Source organism: Rhizobium sp. AN68, from assembly GCF_030758035.1.
Lineage (GTDB): Bacteria > Pseudomonadota > Alphaproteobacteria > Rhizobiales > Rhizobiaceae > Agrobacterium > Agrobacterium tumefaciens.
The window spans coordinates 1,081,912-1,097,594 of sequence record NZ_JARWMI010000003.1 but is presented as its reverse complement, the minus strand read 5'-3'; the positions used below and the strand labels follow the sequence as shown (position 1 = coordinate 1,097,594).

The 15,683-nt window shown below is 57.2% G+C and carries 17 protein-coding genes and 1 tRNA gene; 11 read left to right on the top strand and 7 right to left on the bottom strand.

What is annotated here, in order from left to right; all coding sequences use genetic code 11:
• The first annotated feature begins 114 nt into the window (after nucleotides 1-114).
• The 3 genes from RBH71_RS18400 to RBH71_RS18390 all read left to right on the top strand — a co-directional run bounded on the left by RBH71_RS18400 (nucleotide 115) and on the right by RBH71_RS18390 (nucleotide 1,359).
• Nucleotides 115-189, top strand: a tRNA-Asn gene (locus tag RBH71_RS18400).
• A 157-nt stretch (nucleotides 190-346) separates the two neighbouring features.
• Complete coding sequence (locus RBH71_RS18395; RefSeq protein ID WP_003512587.1) at nucleotides 347-856, top strand: DUF6538 domain-containing protein; 510 nt, start codon at nucleotides 347-349, stop codon at nucleotides 854-856.
• A gap of 296 nt (nucleotides 857-1,152) precedes the next feature.
• Complete coding sequence (locus tag RBH71_RS18390; RefSeq protein WP_003512579.1) at nucleotides 1,153-1,359, top strand: hypothetical protein; 207 nt, start codon at nucleotides 1,153-1,155, stop codon at nucleotides 1,357-1,359.
• Between the two features lie 1,302 nt (nucleotides 1,360-2,661).
• Here RBH71_RS18390 and RBH71_RS18385 read toward each other — a convergent pair.
• Complete coding sequence (locus tag RBH71_RS18385) at nucleotides 2,662-3,054, bottom strand: DUF2934 domain-containing protein (protein WP_003512570.1); 393 nt, start codon at nucleotides 3,052-3,054, stop codon at nucleotides 2,662-2,664.
• 169 nt (nucleotides 3,055-3,223) lie between these two features.
• Between RBH71_RS18385 and RBH71_RS18380 the strand changes: the two genes are divergently transcribed.
• The gene (locus RBH71_RS18380) at nucleotides 3,224-3,463 is read left to right on the top strand and encodes a hypothetical protein (protein WP_003512568.1); all 240 of its coding nucleotides are present in this window, start codon (nucleotides 3,224-3,226) and stop codon (nucleotides 3,461-3,463) included.
• Nucleotides 3,464-3,531: 68 nt separating this feature from the next.
• On the opposite strand, the gene RBH71_RS18375 is transcribed toward RBH71_RS18380, so the two are convergent.
• From RBH71_RS18375 to RBH71_RS18365, 3 genes are all read right to left on the bottom strand, one after another.
• The gene (locus tag RBH71_RS18375; protein ID WP_025593218.1) at nucleotides 3,532-3,975 is read right to left on the bottom strand and encodes a TIGR02594 family protein; all 444 of its coding nucleotides are present in this window, start codon (nucleotides 3,973-3,975) and stop codon (nucleotides 3,532-3,534) included.
• A gap of 113 nt (nucleotides 3,976-4,088) precedes the next feature.
• Entirely contained in the window at nucleotides 4,089-4,646 is a 558-nt protein-coding gene (locus tag RBH71_RS18370; protein WP_003512564.1) for a methylated-DNA--[protein]-cysteine S-methyltransferase, read from the bottom strand.
• Between the two features lie 131 nt (nucleotides 4,647-4,777).
• Complete coding sequence (locus RBH71_RS18365; protein ID WP_003512562.1) at nucleotides 4,778-5,065, bottom strand: DUF982 domain-containing protein; 288 nt, start codon at nucleotides 5,063-5,065, stop codon at nucleotides 4,778-4,780.
• A 189-nt stretch (nucleotides 5,066-5,254) separates the two neighbouring features.
• On the opposite strand from RBH71_RS18365, the gene RBH71_RS18360 reads away from it, so the two are divergent.
• The 4 genes from RBH71_RS18360 to sseA all read left to right on the top strand — a co-directional run bounded on the left by RBH71_RS18360 (nucleotide 5,255) and on the right by sseA (nucleotide 10,042).
• Nucleotides 5,255-6,694 (top strand): cryptochrome/photolyase family protein, encoded by a 1,440-nt coding sequence (locus tag RBH71_RS18360; RefSeq protein WP_003512560.1) that lies wholly within the window; start codon nucleotides 5,255-5,257, stop codon nucleotides 6,692-6,694.
• 122 nt (nucleotides 6,695-6,816) lie between these two features.
• A complete protein-coding gene (locus RBH71_RS18355; RefSeq protein WP_003512558.1) occupies nucleotides 6,817-7,854 on the top strand; it encodes a cysteine synthase A in 1,038 nt (345 codons plus the stop codon).
• Between the two features lie 12 nt (nucleotides 7,855-7,866).
• The gene (locus tag RBH71_RS18350) at nucleotides 7,867-8,604 is read left to right on the top strand and encodes an alanyl-tRNA editing protein (protein WP_003512557.1); all 738 of its coding nucleotides are present in this window, start codon (nucleotides 7,867-7,869) and stop codon (nucleotides 8,602-8,604) included.
• A gap of 16 nt (nucleotides 8,605-8,620) precedes the next feature.
• Nucleotides 8,621-10,042 (top strand): 3-mercaptopyruvate sulfurtransferase, encoded by a 1,422-nt coding sequence (sseA, locus tag RBH71_RS18345; protein WP_003512556.1) that lies wholly within the window; start codon nucleotides 8,621-8,623, stop codon nucleotides 10,040-10,042.
• 138 nt (nucleotides 10,043-10,180) lie between these two features.
• On the opposite strand, the gene RBH71_RS18340 is transcribed toward sseA, so the two are convergent.
• Nucleotides 10,181-10,825, bottom strand: coding sequence for a dihydrofolate reductase family protein (locus RBH71_RS18340; RefSeq protein WP_003512555.1), 645 nt, complete (start codon nucleotides 10,823-10,825; stop codon nucleotides 10,181-10,183).
• A 54-nt stretch (nucleotides 10,826-10,879) separates the two neighbouring features.
• Entirely contained in the window at nucleotides 10,880-11,764 is an 885-nt protein-coding gene (locus RBH71_RS18335; RefSeq protein WP_003512554.1) for a DUF4344 domain-containing metallopeptidase, read from the bottom strand.
• Nucleotides 11,765-11,926: 162 nt separating this feature from the next.
• Between RBH71_RS18335 and RBH71_RS18330 the strand changes: the two genes are divergently transcribed.
• The 3 genes from RBH71_RS18330 to RBH71_RS18320 all read left to right on the top strand — a co-directional run bounded on the left by RBH71_RS18330 (nucleotide 11,927) and on the right by RBH71_RS18320 (nucleotide 15,031).
• Nucleotides 11,927-12,394, top strand: a complete 468-nt coding sequence (locus RBH71_RS18330) for a DUF1203 domain-containing protein (RefSeq protein ID WP_003512553.1) — start codon at nucleotides 11,927-11,929, stop codon at nucleotides 12,392-12,394.
• A gap of 98 nt (nucleotides 12,395-12,492) precedes the next feature.
• Nucleotides 12,493-12,828 carry a PilZ domain-containing protein gene (locus tag RBH71_RS18325; protein ID WP_003512551.1) on the top strand — a complete coding sequence of 112 codons (336 nt, stop codon included), beginning with the start codon at nucleotides 12,493-12,495 and terminating at the stop codon, nucleotides 12,826-12,828.
• Between the two features lie 214 nt (nucleotides 12,829-13,042).
• Entirely contained in the window at nucleotides 13,043-15,031 is a 1,989-nt protein-coding gene (locus RBH71_RS18320; protein WP_003512549.1) for a bifunctional 2',3'-cyclic-nucleotide 2'-phosphodiesterase/3'-nucleotidase, read from the top strand.
• A 45-nt stretch (nucleotides 15,032-15,076) separates the two neighbouring features.
• On the opposite strand, the gene RBH71_RS18315 is transcribed toward RBH71_RS18320, so the two are convergent.
• A complete protein-coding gene (locus RBH71_RS18315; RefSeq protein ID WP_003512547.1) occupies nucleotides 15,077-15,628 on the bottom strand; it encodes a DUF2087 domain-containing protein in 552 nt (183 codons plus the stop codon).
• Nucleotides 15,629-15,683: the final 55 nt, after the last annotated feature.

The window sequence follows — 15,683 nt, the reverse complement described above, 5'->3', positions numbered from 1 at the left end:
ATCGGGACTCCGGCGAGATAAAACAAGATGAATGCGTTTTTTTTGAAAAAAGCGCTTGGCAAATCGGAAAAGCATTTGTATTACCCCGCTCACACCGCGCCAAGCAGCGCACGTTCCCTGGTAGCTCAGCGGTAGAGCATTCGACTGTTAATCGACAGGTCGCCGGTTCGAATCCGGCCCGGGGAGCCATTTTTCTCTAGAGGAGAAAAGTAACATACCGCAAAACAACCATGCAAAAACAATTGCTTACAATTGACCGCTGCTTTCATGGGCGCCAGCGCCTACTCCCATTCTTGCTATTTCGGATACTTTTTGGCTACATTTCCGTCTGCAGGCGGGTAAACGAATGAAGTCAGAAGATGTTTCAAAATATGTGCTGAGAGATCCATCGAGTGGCATCTATCGGTATTACCGGCGCGTCCCTACGGAGGTTTCTCACCTCGACAAACGCGCGCATGTGAAGAAAAGCCTGAAGACGAAAAATCATAAAGACGCGCTTGAACGAGCCGAGTCTGTTCACAAGGCCTCGGAAGCTTTCTGGCGTGCCCTACTTGAGGGCAAAAGCGCCGTTGGTGCAGTCGAGGAATATGATGCGGCTGTGCGAGCTGCACAGTCAATGGGCTTCACATACAAGCCGGTGGGCGAAGTTTCCCAGATTGACATTGCCGAACTGGAGCGCCGTTTCAAAATTGCCGAGCAGAATTTCGACATATCGCGGACCATTGCCGACGGCGTCCTTGGAACCGCCCCCGAACCTAGACCACACATAAGTGACGTGTGGAAGCTCTACACACATCACAAAGAGGCCGGGCGGACCGGAATGTCGCCAAATCAGCTAGCCGAGACAAGTAAATGAGTTTGCTCCTGCGGCTGTAGGACGCTACCCGATTTAGCGTCCTGTGACCCTAGGACGATTTCGTCCTGTGGCTGTAGGACGCTTGATTTTGTATCGTCCTGTGACGGTAGGACACTAGTAGTGTCCGGCGACTGTAGGACGCTAAAATTCGGGTGGTATTCGGAGGGCCGTTTGCCAGAACCCATCACGCGGGTGAAATAGCCCCACGCTACAAGATCCTCTGTTGCGCTTGCGACGCTGCCCCTTGTTAGGCCGGTGGCTTGCTGCAAGAAACTAACACTGGCGCGCGCGTTGCCATGCTTCTGGTAATAGCGATTGAGAATGTGGCGCGCGGTCTTGATGTGGATGAGCCGCACGGCTTCACCTACACGCCGGCCGGCGACGTCTCCCAGATCGATATCGTGGAGCTGGAGCGCCGCTTGCCACCATCGCTACCGAGGCAACTCGTCCTACAATCGTCGTGCGTACTAGAAATGTCCTCGACCGTCGCGAGCCACAATTGAGCATTCACCCCTGGTTAAGATCGCAAGCGTCATTGTCCATGGAACTGCGACGCTTTGTCGACGTTAAATCACTCATCGGGAGTCGAAATCATGAGACTATTAAGCGTAGCAATTGGTATGTTGTCCGTCGGTATCCTCTCTGGATGCGTGGATGACAGCGGATATCAATCGGGCGGTTACTACGCGTCGAGCGTTCAGTATCGTTCCAATGAGCGTGAACGATACTACCGCGACTATGACCGGCGCAATTACAATCGTCGCGACTATGTGCGTCGTGACCGTGACCGCCATGATTATGTTCGACCAGAGAGGGAACCGCAAAGAGATCCTTCCGGAAACAGCAGAGAATGGATCGATCAAGGCGGTGGCAGAGGGTACGAGCGAGCCGTCGTCAACGGGCAGGTCATTTACAGGACGGGGAAAGACGTCCAGTAGGGCAACTAAATGCACGCCGCCAGGTGCTGCAGATCGAAGGGCGAACCATCGACTTGGCGCTTTCTGCTCACTATCCTCACAAGCAAATAAAAACCCGCCCACCTCTCGGCAGGCGGGTTGAATGCCTTGGCCATTGGTTGGGGGTAGTGTGCGGACTAGTTTTTTTATCCTGCCGGCTAACCGGTTTTGTACGTCCATAAGGATCATATTCAACAATTATATTAGAAGGCCAATATTCGCTTGCTCCGCCAAAAACAGCGAAACCTTCAAGTGGTCCTCGATATAGATCAGTTTCTATCTTTCCATAATCAATTCTCCTAAAGTATTGGAGATTTTAATTATAGACAAAAACAAAATACGTTTCTTTATCGATTAGACTACTTACTCCTGCTCACCTCAACAGGGCATAAATGCTTGAGACCTCAATCGAGAAAGAGCAACATGTATTTTCAATCATATGATCGCGATGCCGAATACTTCTACTGGCTAGAGCGCGTTTATTGCTGCTGTCCGCACAGGTACTCTGGTTACTGGCGGCCTTGCTGTCGCTCTCGGTCCCATTGGTTTGATCGCTGGGAGGCTTCTGCTGCACTGTGCCTGCTCATCGACGGTGCCAACGCTACCGATACCGCAACCACAAACGCCAACGCCGCTATCTATAGTAATCCCTCGGCCCTAGATCAGGCAAAGTTTTCTTCAAACGGCTATACCTCTGCACTGCGCGATCAGATTCAGATGCAATATACCGCAGCTTGTGCCACCGGCCCGGGGAGCCATTTTTTCCAAAATATGGCATGATGAGCGAGATGCCGCAGCATTCGCTCTATATCGATCTTGGCATAGGCGCGTAGCTGGGCGCTATTGACCTCAGGTCTTCTTCGCCACACGCTTCGTCGAAGTGGACGCGTTGGTGAGTGCCGGCGGATCGCTTGCCGGGAAACTTTCCTCCAGGCTTTCGGTCAGGTCGTCGTCTTTTCGGCTGGTCTCAGCTTTTTGCTCTTTCTGAAGAGATTTTACCGCTGGTGATTTGGCATTTTTTGCCGAAGCCTTATCCGCAGTCACCTTCTTCTGGACCAAGGACTTGGCGGCAGCGGGTTTCTTCGCGCCATTTTTGCCATTGGTCTTTCCGGTTTCTGTGCTTGCCGAGACCTCCAGTTCCGCCTCCATCCAGTGGCGTTCGTGATGTCCCTCCGGCCTGCCTTCCCTCTCCCATATTGCGCGGGCTTTTTCGCGGATTGCTGCTTCGCGATCATGGTTCATAACGTCCTCCTCTTTGCGTCGCATCGGCTTTGACTGCGCCAATTGAAAAACAGAAATGGCCGGAAATTGTTCCGCGTCCGGAGATTGCGCATGCGCATTTCCCTGAAAAAAGGGAACCCTACTCACTGCAGGATCGTTTGTCCGGCAGGAACCCGCAGGAGGACCATCCATGAGCGATCCGAAACAGAAGAAAAACGAACCTCTCGATATCGAAGACGAAGATTTGCCGCGTTTTGAAACCGACAGCGAACTCAAATCGAAAGAAAGTGAGATTTACCCCGATGAATCGATAAGCCTGCGCGCACGCCGGCAGGCAGCGCGGCAACACGAGGATGCCTTCATCGTCGCCACAGACCTTGAGGACGATGACCAGCGCGATGCGGCACCCGGCACAAGGGAACAGCCATAGGGGCCTTAAAACGCATAAGGCGGGCCACAGCCCGCCTTTATAAGGATCGTAGTAAGTTGGTCCGGTCTTCAGCGACGCACGGAAACGATGGCCTTGCGGTTGAAGTTCGACACCTGCACCCGGCCGGACTGATTGCCGCCGAGAATTTGCGCTGTCTTGCCGCTCATGCTCTTCAATATTCCGGCGTGATAACCGCGGCCGTTGCGAATGACGACAACATCGCCCGGTTTGGCGGCGGCGACGGGAACGGCATAACCGAATGACGTCCAGGATTTTGCAAATCCGTAGGATTTGGGCGATGCGCGCCCGGCCTTGCTGGCAACGGCATGAAGGAACAGGCCACACCACGGTGTGCTGCGGGGATTTGCCCCAAGAATATTCTTCAGGCTCTTGTTGTTTTTGGATTCATGCAGTCCGGTGTATTTTTCAGCTTGGTTCAGCATGCCAGCCGACGCGGGTGCCACGACTGTAAAAGCCAAGGCAGCGGATAGAATTAACGCGGATACTCTCAAACGTCTCGCCCTTATGTTAGAGGGCGTCCGTGTATTGTGACAATTTAGCGACAATTTGACGAGAAAAGGGCAGAAATCAGACGGATATTCATGCGGACTGATCTGTCATTGCTTTAAAACAGGCTGCCCTGTGCATCGTCAGCGCGGCTGCGGCCGGCATTTTCGAGATCCAGCATGCGTAATTTGGTGTTCGTTCCGCCCGGCGCGGAAAAGCCACCCAGCCGGCCGCCAGCCGCCAGAACACGGTGGCAGGGAATGATCAGCGGCACGGGATTTTTCGCCATGGCCTGCCCGACGTCGCGGGCCTTTTCCATGGAGAGGCCCAGCGTTTTTACGATACCGCCATAGGTCGTCGTGCGGCCCCAGCCGATATGCCGTGCCACCTCATAGACATCTAGAAAGAACCGCTCCTGCCCGGAAAGATCGAGTTCCACGGGCGTAAAATCAATCTCTTCACCATCGAAATAGCGGCTAACCATCGCAATCGCCTCACGGGCGCGTGTGTCGGGTACAGCAATGGAAGATGACGGCAGGCGTTTCTGGATTAGTTTTTCGGTTTCACCGGCATCTGCGCTGGGCAATTGCAGACGGGCGATACCGCGCTCTGCCCATGCGAGGCCGCAATGGCCGAGAGCTGTCGGGAAAACAATATAGCCGTAGTGGTTGGTCATTGCCGTATTCATCCGCTTTGCACGCGCACGATGCCATATCCTGCGTTCGACACAACCCGTTTCTGGCGGCGGATAAAACAAGGCCACCCGGCTTTACGGGTGGCCTTTCACATCTTAATCCCGAAACGCTGTCAGGATGCAAGTTTACCCTGATCTTCCACCTTGTTTCCGGCCTCCAAGAGGCATTGCGCCTGGCGGCTCGCGGTAACGAAGGCGGCGCGCGCAATCTCTCCCGCCACGTCCCCCATCAGCGAGGCGCGGCACAGACGCAGGGCCTGCTCATGCGCCTTGTCACCGCGTTGTGGCCATTCGTGCTGGAGAAAATCGAAGGCCTCGTAAACGCCGTTGAAAATCCGGGGAGCACCGTTTTCCAAGGATATGGTAACAGGCTTTTCCCACTTAACGTCTTTCAGCAACATTGATTGTACTTCCATGCTCTATTAACCAGCGAAAAACGCTGGCTCCTCCAGTTGGTTCCCTTCACTTTCGGTTTCAAGGTCGAAAAAATAGCCCTCGAAAAACCATGTGCCTCCAGCTTTCCATTCTACGCGATTTGAGGAACAAAGCGTTTCAACACTCGTTCAAGCGGAAGTGAACCGGATCCCTTCATGCCAACAAAATCCTCTCCTGTTATCGTCTGGTTCCGCAAGGACTTGCGCCTTGCGGACAATCTCGCCCTTCTCGCAGCGGTGGAGCATGGCGGCCCCGTCATACCGCTCTATATCCGTGAGACATCCAGCGGCCCGCTGGGCGGCGCGCAGGAATGGTGGGTTCACCATTCGCTTGCCTCTCTTTCCGCGGCGCTGGAAAAATGCGGCAGCCGTCTACTTCTCAGGAGCGGCAACGCAGAGGAGACGCTGCGCCGGCTTATAGCCGAGACCGGCGCGGATGCAGTCCTCTGGAACCGTCGTTATGAGCCGACCGGCATGGCAACGGACAAGACACTAAAAGAGGCGCTTGGGGACGACGGCCTGACAGTTCGCAGCTTTGCCGGACACCTCCTGCATGAACCATCCCGGGTGCAGACCAAATCCGGCGGCCCCTACCGGGTCTATACGCCCTTCTGGCGGGCTCTGGAGGGCGGCGAGGAGCCACATACGCCGGCGGATGCACCGCAGAGCCTGAAGGCACCTGAGACATGGCCAAAATCGGAGAAACTCGATGATTGGAAGCTTCTGCCGGTCAAACCGGACTGGGCCAGGGGTTTCAGCGAGATATGGACACCCGGTGAAAATGCCGCGCGGGAAAAACTCGATGATTTCATCGATGGTGCCTTGAAGGGTTATGAGGAAGGCCGCGATTTTCCGGCGAAGGACGCCACGTCGCTTCTTGCGCCGCATCTGGCGCTCGGCGAAATATCGCCCGCCGCCGTGTGGCATGCGACGAAGGGGCTATCACGCCATATCGCGTCCAACGATATCAGCCGTTTCCGCAAGGAACTCGTCTGGCGGGAATTCTGCTACCATCTGCTGTTCCACTTTCCCGAGCTGGACGAGAAAAACTGGAACGACAGTTTCGACGCCTTCGGCTGGCGGGACGATGACACATCCTTCAACGCCTGGACGCGTGGCATGACGGGTTATCCGATCGTGGATGCCGGCATGCGGCAATTGTGGAAACATGGCACCATGCACAACCGGGTGCGCATGATCGTGGCATCCTTCCTCATCAAACATCTACTTATCGACTGGCGCAAAGGAGAGAAGTGGTTTCGCGATACGCTTGTTGATGCCGATCCGGCCTCCAACGCCGCCAACTGGCAGTGGGTGGCGGGTTCGGGCGCGGACGCCTCGCCGTTCTTCCGCATTTTCAACCCCATATTGCAGGGGGAGAAATTCGATGCCGAGGGAGACTACGTGCGCCGCTTCGTGCCGGAGCTTGAAAAGCTTGAGCGAAAATACATCCACAAGCCGTTTGAAGCACCGAAAGAGGTGCTTAAAAAGGCGGGTATCGAGCTCGGCAAGACCTATCCCCTGCCGATCGTTGACCATGGGAAGGCACGGGAAAGAGCACTTGCAGCCTATGCCGCAGTGAAGAACAACGCATAAAATTGGGTATCGGCAAAATTTTGCGTGGCGAAGCCTGAGGCGGGAAGATAATTTCTTGCCTTGAGGCGGTTGTAACGGGACATAACGGCACCTAATTTCCGCTCAGACAAGAAGGCTCAATCATGACCATTCATCCCTCTGCGCTCAGTGCTATCGGCAACACGCCGCTTATCCGTCTGAAAGCTGCCTCTGAAGCGACGGGGTGTGAAATCCTCGGCAAGGCGGAGTTTCTCAATCCCGGCCAATCGGTTAAGGATCGCGCCGCGCTTTACATCATCCGCGATGCGGAACGGCGCGGACAGCTGCGGCCGGGCGGCACCATCGTGGAAGGCACGGCAGGCAATACCGGCATCGGCCTGTCGCTGGTGGCCAATGCGCTTGGCTACAAGACTGTCATCGTCATTCCCGAGACGCAAAGCCAGGAAAAGAAGGATGCGCTGAAGCTTCTCGGCGCAAAGCTGGTCGAGGTTCCGGCGGCACCCTATTCCAACCCGAACAATTACGTGAAGGTTTCCGGCCGCCTGGCAAAACAGCTGGCCGCGACGGATGAAAACGGCGCGATCTGGGCCAACCAGTTCGACAATATCGCCAACCGTCAGGCCCATATTGAGACAACGGCACCGGAAATATGGGACCAGACGGACGGCAAGGTCGATGGTTTCATTTGCTCCGTCGGTTCCGGCGGAACGCTTGCGGGCGTAGCTGACGGCCTGCGCGATTTCAATCCCGATATAAAGATCGGCCTTGCCGACCCTGAGGGGGCCGCCCTCTACGAATTTTACAAGCATGGCGTCCTGAAGTCGGAAGGCTCCTCTATCACCGAGGGCATCGGACAGGGGCGCATCACCGCCAATCTGGAAGGCTTCGCGCCGGATTTCTCCTATCGTATTTCGGATGCGGAAGCCCTGCCGGTGCTGTTCGATCTGGTCACGAAAGAGGGTCTTTGCCTCGGTGGCTCCTCCGGCATCAACATTGCCGGCGCAATCCGCCTTGCCCGCGAGCTTGGTCCGGGGCATACAATCGTGACGATACTTTGCGACTACGGTAATCGTTATCAGTCGAAGCTGTTCAATCCGGATTTCCTGCGCTCCAAGGGGCTTCCGGTTCCGCAGTGGCTGGCAACGAAAAGCGAGATTGCGGTTCCGTACGAAACCGTTTGAGGACATGCCGAAATGCCTGTGAATGCCCTGTTCCGTGACGATTTTTATCTTTCCACCGCAGAAGCGATCGTCACGGCGGTGCATGAGGATGGCGGCATCGAGCTCGACCAGACCTGCTTTTACGCCACGTCCGGCGGCCAGCCGGGCGACAGCGGCTTTCTCGAGCGGGCCGATGGTTCGCGCATAGAACTCGGCATTACCAAAAATGGCGCCGACAAGAGCGTTATCATCCATGTGCCGCTGGAAGGTCAGCCTTCCCCCGAGGTCGGTGAAAAACTGACCCTGCACGTAGACTGGCCGCGCCGTTACAAGCTGATGCGCATGCACACGGCCTGCCATCTGCTATCAGTCGTCTGCCAGTGGCCAATCACCGGTGCTGCCGTCGGCGAAGACGAATCGCGCGTCGATTTCGACATGTCGGAAACCATCGACAAAGACGAAGTGACGGCAAAGCTGATGGAACTGGTGAAAGCCAACCATCCCGTTTTCCTGCAATGGATTACCGACGAAGAACTTCAGGCCAATCCGGGCATCGTCAAATCCAAGAATGTGCGCCCGCCAATCGGCCTTGGCCGGGTCAGCCTTGTCTGCATCGGCGAAAATTCTACCATCGACAGCCAGCCCTGCGGCGGCACCCATGTTTCCGAAACGCAGGAAGTGGGCGATATTCACATTGCCAAGATAGAAAAGAAGGGCAAGGAGAACAGGCGGTTCCGCATTCGTTTCGGCACGCCTGAAGCTGCTGCCTGAAATCAGGAGAGACATCGTGAGCACGGATAAGAGCCGTTTCGTCGTTTCGGCGGACTGGGTAGAAAAGCAGCTCGGCACGGCCGGGTTTCGTCTCGTTGATGCCTCGTGGTATCTGCCGGCGCATAAACGCAACGGTGCGGAAGAATTTGCGGCGGGTCACCTGCCCGGTGCCGTGTTCTTCGATCAGGACAAGATCGCCGATCATGCAACCGGATTGCCGCATTCCCTGCCCTCGCCAGAGTTCTTTGCGGAACAGGCGGGAGAGCTTGGCCTCAGCGACACCGATACCATCGTGGTCTATGACGGCCCCGGTTTCTTTTCCGCACCGCGCGTGTGGTGGATGCTGCGGGTGATGGGCATCCGCAAGGCCTACGTGCTGGATGGCGGTCTTGACGGCTGGAAGCGCGAAGGCCGGCCGCTAGAAACCGGCACGCCGGAAATCGAGCCTGCCACCTTCACACCCGATTTCAACGAAAAGCGCGTGACCTCGCTATCGACCATGCGCGGCATCGTTGACAGTGGCGAAAAGCAGATTGCCGATGCCCGCGGCGCGGGACGTTTCACCGGCGACGAGGCCGAGCCGCGTGCCGGCATGCGTTCAGGCCATATGCCTGGTGCTCGCAGCCTGCCCGCCACCGCATTTTCCGAGAACGGCCACTTCAAGGACCTCACCGCCATCCGCAAGATGGTGGCGGATGCCGGTATCGATCTTGGCAAGCCGGTGGTGACGAGCTGCGGCTCGGGCGTTACCGCCGCCGTCATTACGCTGGCGCTGGAATCGCTCGGCCACCAGGATAATTCGCTCTATGACGGTTCGTGGTCGGAATGGGGTGGACTGGAAGACACGCCTGTTGTCACCGGCCCTGCCGAACCTCTTCCCGTGGTGTCACATGGGCCGTTGAAGGCGCATGTGACGCAGCTTGAAATGACGGCGCCGCCGAAGGTCAGCCTTGCTATCCCCGTCAACATCCAGACGGCACTGATGCGGGTCACCGATATTCCCCTGCACTTCTACCGTTACATGTACTGGCGGGTGGGAAAACGTTGGCACTGGCAGAAACGCATGCGCATGAGCGATGCGGAACTGTCCGCCGTCCTCAAGGACCCGAAGAACAGCGTTACCGTCCTTTATATGAACGGTGCACCCGCCGGTTTCTTCGAGCTGAACAAGGCAAGCGACGAGGTAACCGAGCTTTCCTATTTCGGGCTTCTCGAAGAGGCAATCGGTGCTGGCGTCGGCAAGTGGTTCCTGTTGCAGGCGCTCTACGCCGCCTGGCAGGACAATCCCAAGCGCGTGACGGTGACCACCAACACGCTTGACCATCCCCGCGCGCTGCAACTCTACCAGATGATGGGATTTTCGCCTGTTGGTACCTATGAGGCCTGGGTAGAGCCGCTGTCCGATACCGAGCTTCTGGAAATCTCGTTGCGCAACTGAGTTCGTCACGTCGGGGATGGCCCGCGCTATTCCCCGACTGTAGAGCACATCCGACTACTCCTCCCTCATTCCTTTGCTTGTCACAGGAATGAGGGAGTGGGAGGCAACCGCACATGAAACCATTGTGTAGTTTGCGACTCAGGCTTTATCGATAATCAAATGGGTCGCGCCCTCACCCGCCGAGGTCCCGGTGCAGCGATAACCAAGCGCAGGCAAATCCAGCCCCTGGAAGAGGTTTTCGCCCTTGCCGAGAAAGACCGGGGCCAGCGCCAGATGCAGTTCGTCGATCATGCTTCCGGCCATATATTGCCGAATGGTCGAAACGCCGCCGCCGATCCGGACATCCCTGCCGTTTGCCGCCTCCAACGCCATGTCAAGGGCGGCCTTGATGCCCGTGTTGACGAAATGAAACACGGTGCCGCCCTTCATCGCAAAGGAGGCGCGCGCATGGTGCGTCAGCACGAAAACCGGCACGTGATAAGGCGGCTCTTCCCCCCACCAGCCCTTCCAGTGTTCATCCCGCCAAGCACCGCGGATAGGGCCGAACATGTTGCGGCCCAAGATCCAGGCGCCGATATTTTCGAAACTCTTCTCGGAAAACTGCTCGTCCGTGCCGGTCGAGCCGCCTTGCTTGCCGAACATGCGGTGAAAGGTGCGGGTCTTGAACGCCCATTGATGCAGCATTTCGCCATTCACACCCAGCGGGTTCTGAAGACTTTGATCCGGCCCAGCACCGTATCCGTCAATCGAAATGGCGAAATTTCGAACGACAACCTTCGGCATGGCAATATCCTCCCGTTTCAAGAGGACAGGTTGCCGTGCATCCGGTAACTGGCCTCAGATTTCTCTTTCCAGAGTAACGGCCGTCGGGGTATGCCCGCCGGCGGAACCTTTGTCTTCGGTAACGCTGTTGAGGAGATGATCGGCAATCAGCTCCGCCTGGAATTTACCCAGCTCGTAGCAATAGGTGATCTCACGTTTTTCGGCCGACCAGTAGACATCGGGACGCCCGCAGGACTTCGCCGTCAACTTGACCTCGCCTTTCAAGCCGTAAACGCCGAAACTGCGGCTGATAAGATCGAGAACCTTCGATTCCTTGACCATGATGGCGTAAGGTTCCAGCTCCGGATCGCGCGGCGGCACGTAGCTCACGGTAAATCTGGATGGTGTCTGCGCGCGGTGGGGCGTCAGAAAATCTTCCCATGCCGATGCGATACGCGGATAGGCGGCGCCACATTTGGCAAATTCATCATTGGCAAGCCCCATCATGGTGGCGAGATCGCCATAGCCGTCCTTGTCGCGGCCGACCATCAGGCAGGCCATGTTGCGATCGCGGCTCCTGTCGGGAACAAGCGCCGAAAACACCGGTGCGTCGTGCTGGGGCAAAGCCTCCGTTTCGCGCGCCAGATACCAGCTGTCGGTAGCATTGACGAGTGCGGTATCAAGCCATTCCTCGTTGGCCTGAAGGATGAGCGTGCCCGCCAGCTGATCGGCAGGTGCTTGCGCGCTGCCGGTCTCCGGCGCGCCGAAATCCGAGATCAGCATGCGTGCACCCTCGTGATAAAGCGAGAAGATCGCATTGCCGATGACGAAATTGACCGCCTGCTGGAGCTGATCGTCGGACAGGCCATCGAGACCGGAGGCGACCTGCGCCTGCGTGTCGATCGGAACCGTCAAAGAAACGAAAGCCAGCGGAACGGCGGCCAGAAAACGACGGAACATAAAATCAGACCTTCCGGGATCGAGGAGCGCCACTGATTCCCGATGCTAACGAGTCACGCAATGGGCTGGTTGCATCACCCGTCAAGAATCGGGTGGATAGAGGTCTGTTTCGGGATCATAGCTGCAAAGAAGCAACGCCGATCCCAACAGAAGGACCTCGCCATGACCGATCTCGTCTTTACAGCAATGCCGGCTAAGGAAGCTGAGGCTTTCCGGGCGGGAGCCGCCGACGCCTATGGCAACCCGCCGGAAAAGGCCGTTTCTCCAGGCGGCATGCCGTGCCGCCATTGCCTTTCCCAGATTAATGAAGGCGAAGGAATGCTGATCCTCGCCTACCGGCCCTTCCCTTCGCTCCAGCCCTATGCGGAAACGGGGCCAGTCTTTCTTCACGCTGAGGCCTGTGAGCACTATCCGCAGACGGATGCCCTTCCCCCGATGCTCAACAGCCCCGATTATATCGTTCGCGGTTATGGCACTGACGACCGCATCGTCTACGGCACCGGCGCGGTGACGGCGACGGACGAAATCCTTTCACGCGTAGCACATCTTCTGGAGCGGGCAGACGTCGCTTATGTGCATGTGCGCTCCGCCCGCAACAATTGCTACCAGTGCCGTATCGACACAGCATAATCGCGCGATTACTTGCAATTTTAAGCAAACGGCTAAACGGCTCTCAAACTTTCTACGTCATGATGCAAGCATCGGAAACAATTGATTTGAGTAGCGAAATGACAAACAACCTCAATATGGCGACCCGCACTGCGACCCGTAGCAAGACCCGGATCTACGCGACCGTGCACTATTTCAGCCAGTCGACCCGAGGCCGCGTGGTGGACCTGTCCGCCACCGGCATGGCGCTCGAACTGGACGGACCTTTCGCTGCCGCCAAGGGAAGCCGGGTGAAGGTGCAGAGTGAAGATCTGGGTTTCATCGAGGGTGTCGTGCAATGGCAGCACATGAACCGGCTCGGCCTGCAACTCAAACTTTCCACCAACACGCTGGCACAGCTGTCGTCTTATTTCCGCTTCTTCCACGAAGAAGTAAAACCGACTCTCGCCCGCTAAGCAGACGTTTCCGACAAGGGGAATGCGCAGGCCGGACAAAGCGCATTCCCGAAGCGCACCATGCGCGCGCGGCCACCTTGTGACAAAAAATTTATCAAACGGTTGAAAACTGGCCCGTCCGTCACGGGCTTGTCATTTTGATGATGGACTCCTCGGGGATTGCTTCTACCTTGTCGTTTTCCTGACAGAGCAAGCTTCATACGAAGGAGTTCCCATGTCGTCGCTTCTCGCTCTCCACCCCATCACTCGCCGTTCGCTTCTGGGTGGCATCGCCGCCTCTTCGGCTCTGGTGCTGTTGCATCCCTTCGCCGCGCGCGCCGCAGCCAACCAGGCGCATCTGCGCATCATGGAAACGACTGACATCCACGTTCACGTCTTTCCCTATGATTATTACGCCGACAAACCGAACGACACGATGGGTCTGGCGCGCACCGCTTCGATCATCGGCGCCATCCGTGCCGAGGCCGGAAACTCGATGCTGGTGGATAATGGCGACTTCCTGCAGGGCAATCCGCTCGGCGATTACATCGCCTATGAGCGCGGCATGAAGGCCGGCGACAAGCATCCCGTCATCAACGCCATGAATGTCCTTGGCTATGATTGTGGCACGCTTGGCAACCACGAATTCAATTACGGCCTCGACTATATGTCCAATACGCTGGCGGGCGCCGGTTTCCCTTATGTCTGCGCCAACCTCACCAAGGGTCAGCTGGCTTCCGATCCCAAGCAGGATGAGCTGTTCTTCAAGCCTTACGTCATCCTTGAGAAACAGATCCGCGATGGTGCAGGCGTAACCAGCCCGGTCAAGGTCGGTATCATCGGTTTCGTGCCGCCGCAGATCATGATGTGGGATTCCAAGAATCTGGAGGGCAAGGCCCAGACGCGCGATATCGTCGAGGCGGCTAAAGCCTGGGTTCCGGTCATGAAGGAAGAAGGTGCCGATATCGTCATCGCGCTTTCCCATTCCGGCATCGATGGCAAGGGCCAGACCGATCGCATGGAAAACGCCTCGCTTTATCTGGCGGGCGTGGAAGGCATTGACGCCATCTTCACTGGTCACCAGCATCTGGTCTTCCCCGGTCCGAAGACATGGGACGGCATCGAGGGTGCGGATGCGGTCAAGGGTACGCTGATGGGCAAGCCGGCCGTGATGGCCGGTTTCTGGGGCTCGCATATGGGCCTCATTGACCTTCTGCTCGAAAAGGACGGCAAAAGCTGGAAGATCGTCGATTTCACCTCCGAGGCCCGGCCGATCTACCACCGCGACGACAATCGCAAGGTCGTTGCAGATGTCACGGACAAACCGGAGGTCATAGCAGCCGCCAAGGCAGATCACGAAGCGGCGCTCGCCTATGTGCGTCGCCCGGTCGGCAAGACGTCGGCGCCACTCTATTCCTACTTCGCGCTGGTGGCCGACGACCCGTCCGTGCAGATCGTCTCCAATGCCCAGACGTGGTACATCAAGGACATGCTGAAGGAAGGGCAATATAAGGATCTGCCCGTGCTTTCGGCAGCAGCGCCCTTCAAGTCTGGCGGTCGCGGTGGTGCGGATTATTACACCGATGTCCCTGCCGGTGACATCGCCATCAAGAACGTCGCCGATCTCTACCTCTACCCCAACACGGTGCAGGCGGTGCTGATCAACGGTGCGCAGGTGAAGAACTGGCTGGAAATGTCCGCCGGCATGTTCAACACGGTCGAGGCCGGCGCAAAGGATGCGCCGCTCCTAAACGCGGATTTCCCGTCCTATAATTTCGACGTCATCGACGGTGTCACCTACCAGATCGACATTTCCAAACCGGCAAAGTTCGACAAGGACGGCAAGGCCGTCAATCCCGACAGCAACCGCATCGTCAATCTGCAATTCGACGGCAAGCCGATCGACCCCGAGCAGAAATTTGTGGTGGCGACCAACAATTACCGAGCAAGCGGCGGCGGAAAATTCCCCGATATCGCCGCCGACAAGGTGATCTTCGTGGCGCCCGACACCAACCGTGACGTGATCGTGCGCTATATCATCGATCAGGGCACCATTAACCCGTCGGCGGATGCGAACTGGTCCTTCGCCCCAGTTGCCAATACGACCGCCATCTTTGAGACTGGCCCGAAGGGTCGCAATTACGCGGCTGACATCAAGGGCGCAAAAATCGAGGATGCCGGCGACGGCGCCGAAGGTTTCGCAAAGTTCCGCCTCGTTCTCTAGAGCTTGCAGCCCTCCCGGCGTTTCATCGGCCGGGAGGGCATTTACTCAATTGCGGTCACTCACGATACGCAACAGCAGTGGCAGTTCCGGCGGTGGCTTCTGCTCGATGCGTTGATAGTCGCTGCCATCGCGGTTACGGCGGATGAGCCGGAGACCCGCCATGTCACGCCGCAGCATCGCGGCATCTCCAAACAGATGCAGACCATCGAGAAAGCTGCTGAATTCGCGCTCTGAGAAACTGCGACCGGCTGGTATTCTTGCCCAAAGATACCAGAGGCACAGTTCCTGCTGGGAGCGGCGGGCCGGCCACTGCACCAATCTACCGGCAGCATCGAAAGTCCGCGCGGTCTTCAGCACCCTGCCCTCATTGACAGGCATTGTCTCCGGTCCTCTCTGCGGTGGCGGCGAGCCACTTGCTACGGGTGGCGTGCGCGCGGCGCGCAGATGCTGAAAGTTGCGAAACCCGGCAGCCCGGCTTAGGAGATTGAGCATCTCCACATGGCTTGGCTGGCGGTCCAGCCTGCCGATTTGTTCGCGTAGCGATTTGGCAAATGTGGAGAGGTCGGCGATATCAATGGAAAAGATCGAACGTGGCATGACTTACCCTCGAGTGCCATTCCGAAGAGGTGTCGCTGATCGCCGGCTTCCGACT

Bases quoted from the DNA above. Each gene is read 5' to 3' on its own strand.
- RBH71_RS18380 (WP_003512568.1), top strand. From the start codon at position 3,224: ATGAGCGATCCGAAACAGAAGAAAAACGAACCTCTCGATATCGAAGAC.
- RBH71_RS18370 (WP_003512564.1), bottom strand. From the start codon at position 4,646: ATGACCAACCACTACGGCTATATTGTTTTCCCGACAGCTCTCGGCCAT.
- RBH71_RS18365 (WP_003512562.1), bottom strand. From the start codon at position 5,065: ATGTTGCTGAAAGACGTTAAGTGGGAAAAGCCTGTTACCATATCCTTG.
- RBH71_RS18325 (WP_003512551.1), top strand. From the start codon at position 12,493: ATGACAAACAACCTCAATATGGCGACCCGCACTGCGACCCGTAGCAAG.
- RBH71_RS18395 (WP_003512587.1), top strand. From the start codon at position 347: ATGAAGTCAGAAGATGTTTCAAAATATGTGCTGAGAGATCCATCGAGT.
- RBH71_RS18350 (WP_003512557.1), top strand. From the start codon at position 7,867: ATGCCTGTGAATGCCCTGTTCCGTGACGATTTTTATCTTTCCACCGCA.
- RBH71_RS18385 (WP_003512570.1), bottom strand. From the start codon at position 3,054: ATGAACCATGATCGCGAAGCAGCAATCCGCGAAAAAGCCCGCGCAATA.
- RBH71_RS18340 (WP_003512555.1), bottom strand. From the start codon at position 10,825: ATGCCGAAGGTTGTCGTTCGAAATTTCGCCATTTCGATTGACGGATAC.
- RBH71_RS18335 (WP_003512554.1), bottom strand. From the start codon at position 11,764: ATGTTCCGTCGTTTTCTGGCCGCCGTTCCGCTGGCTTTCGTTTCTTTG.
- RBH71_RS18330 (WP_003512553.1), top strand. From the start codon at position 11,927: ATGACCGATCTCGTCTTTACAGCAATGCCGGCTAAGGAAGCTGAGGCT.
- RBH71_RS18390 (WP_003512579.1), top strand. From the start codon at position 1,153: ATGCTTCTGGTAATAGCGATTGAGAATGTGGCGCGCGGTCTTGATGTG.
- RBH71_RS18360 (WP_003512560.1), top strand. From the start codon at position 5,255: ATGCCAACAAAATCCTCTCCTGTTATCGTCTGGTTCCGCAAGGACTTG.
- RBH71_RS18320 (WP_003512549.1), top strand. From the start codon at position 13,043: ATGTCGTCGCTTCTCGCTCTCCACCCCATCACTCGCCGTTCGCTTCTG.
- RBH71_RS18355 (WP_003512558.1), top strand. From the start codon at position 6,817: ATGACCATTCATCCCTCTGCGCTCAGTGCTATCGGCAACACGCCGCTT.
- RBH71_RS18315 (WP_003512547.1), bottom strand. From the start codon at position 15,628: ATGCCACGTTCGATCTTTTCCATTGATATCGCCGACCTCTCCACATTT.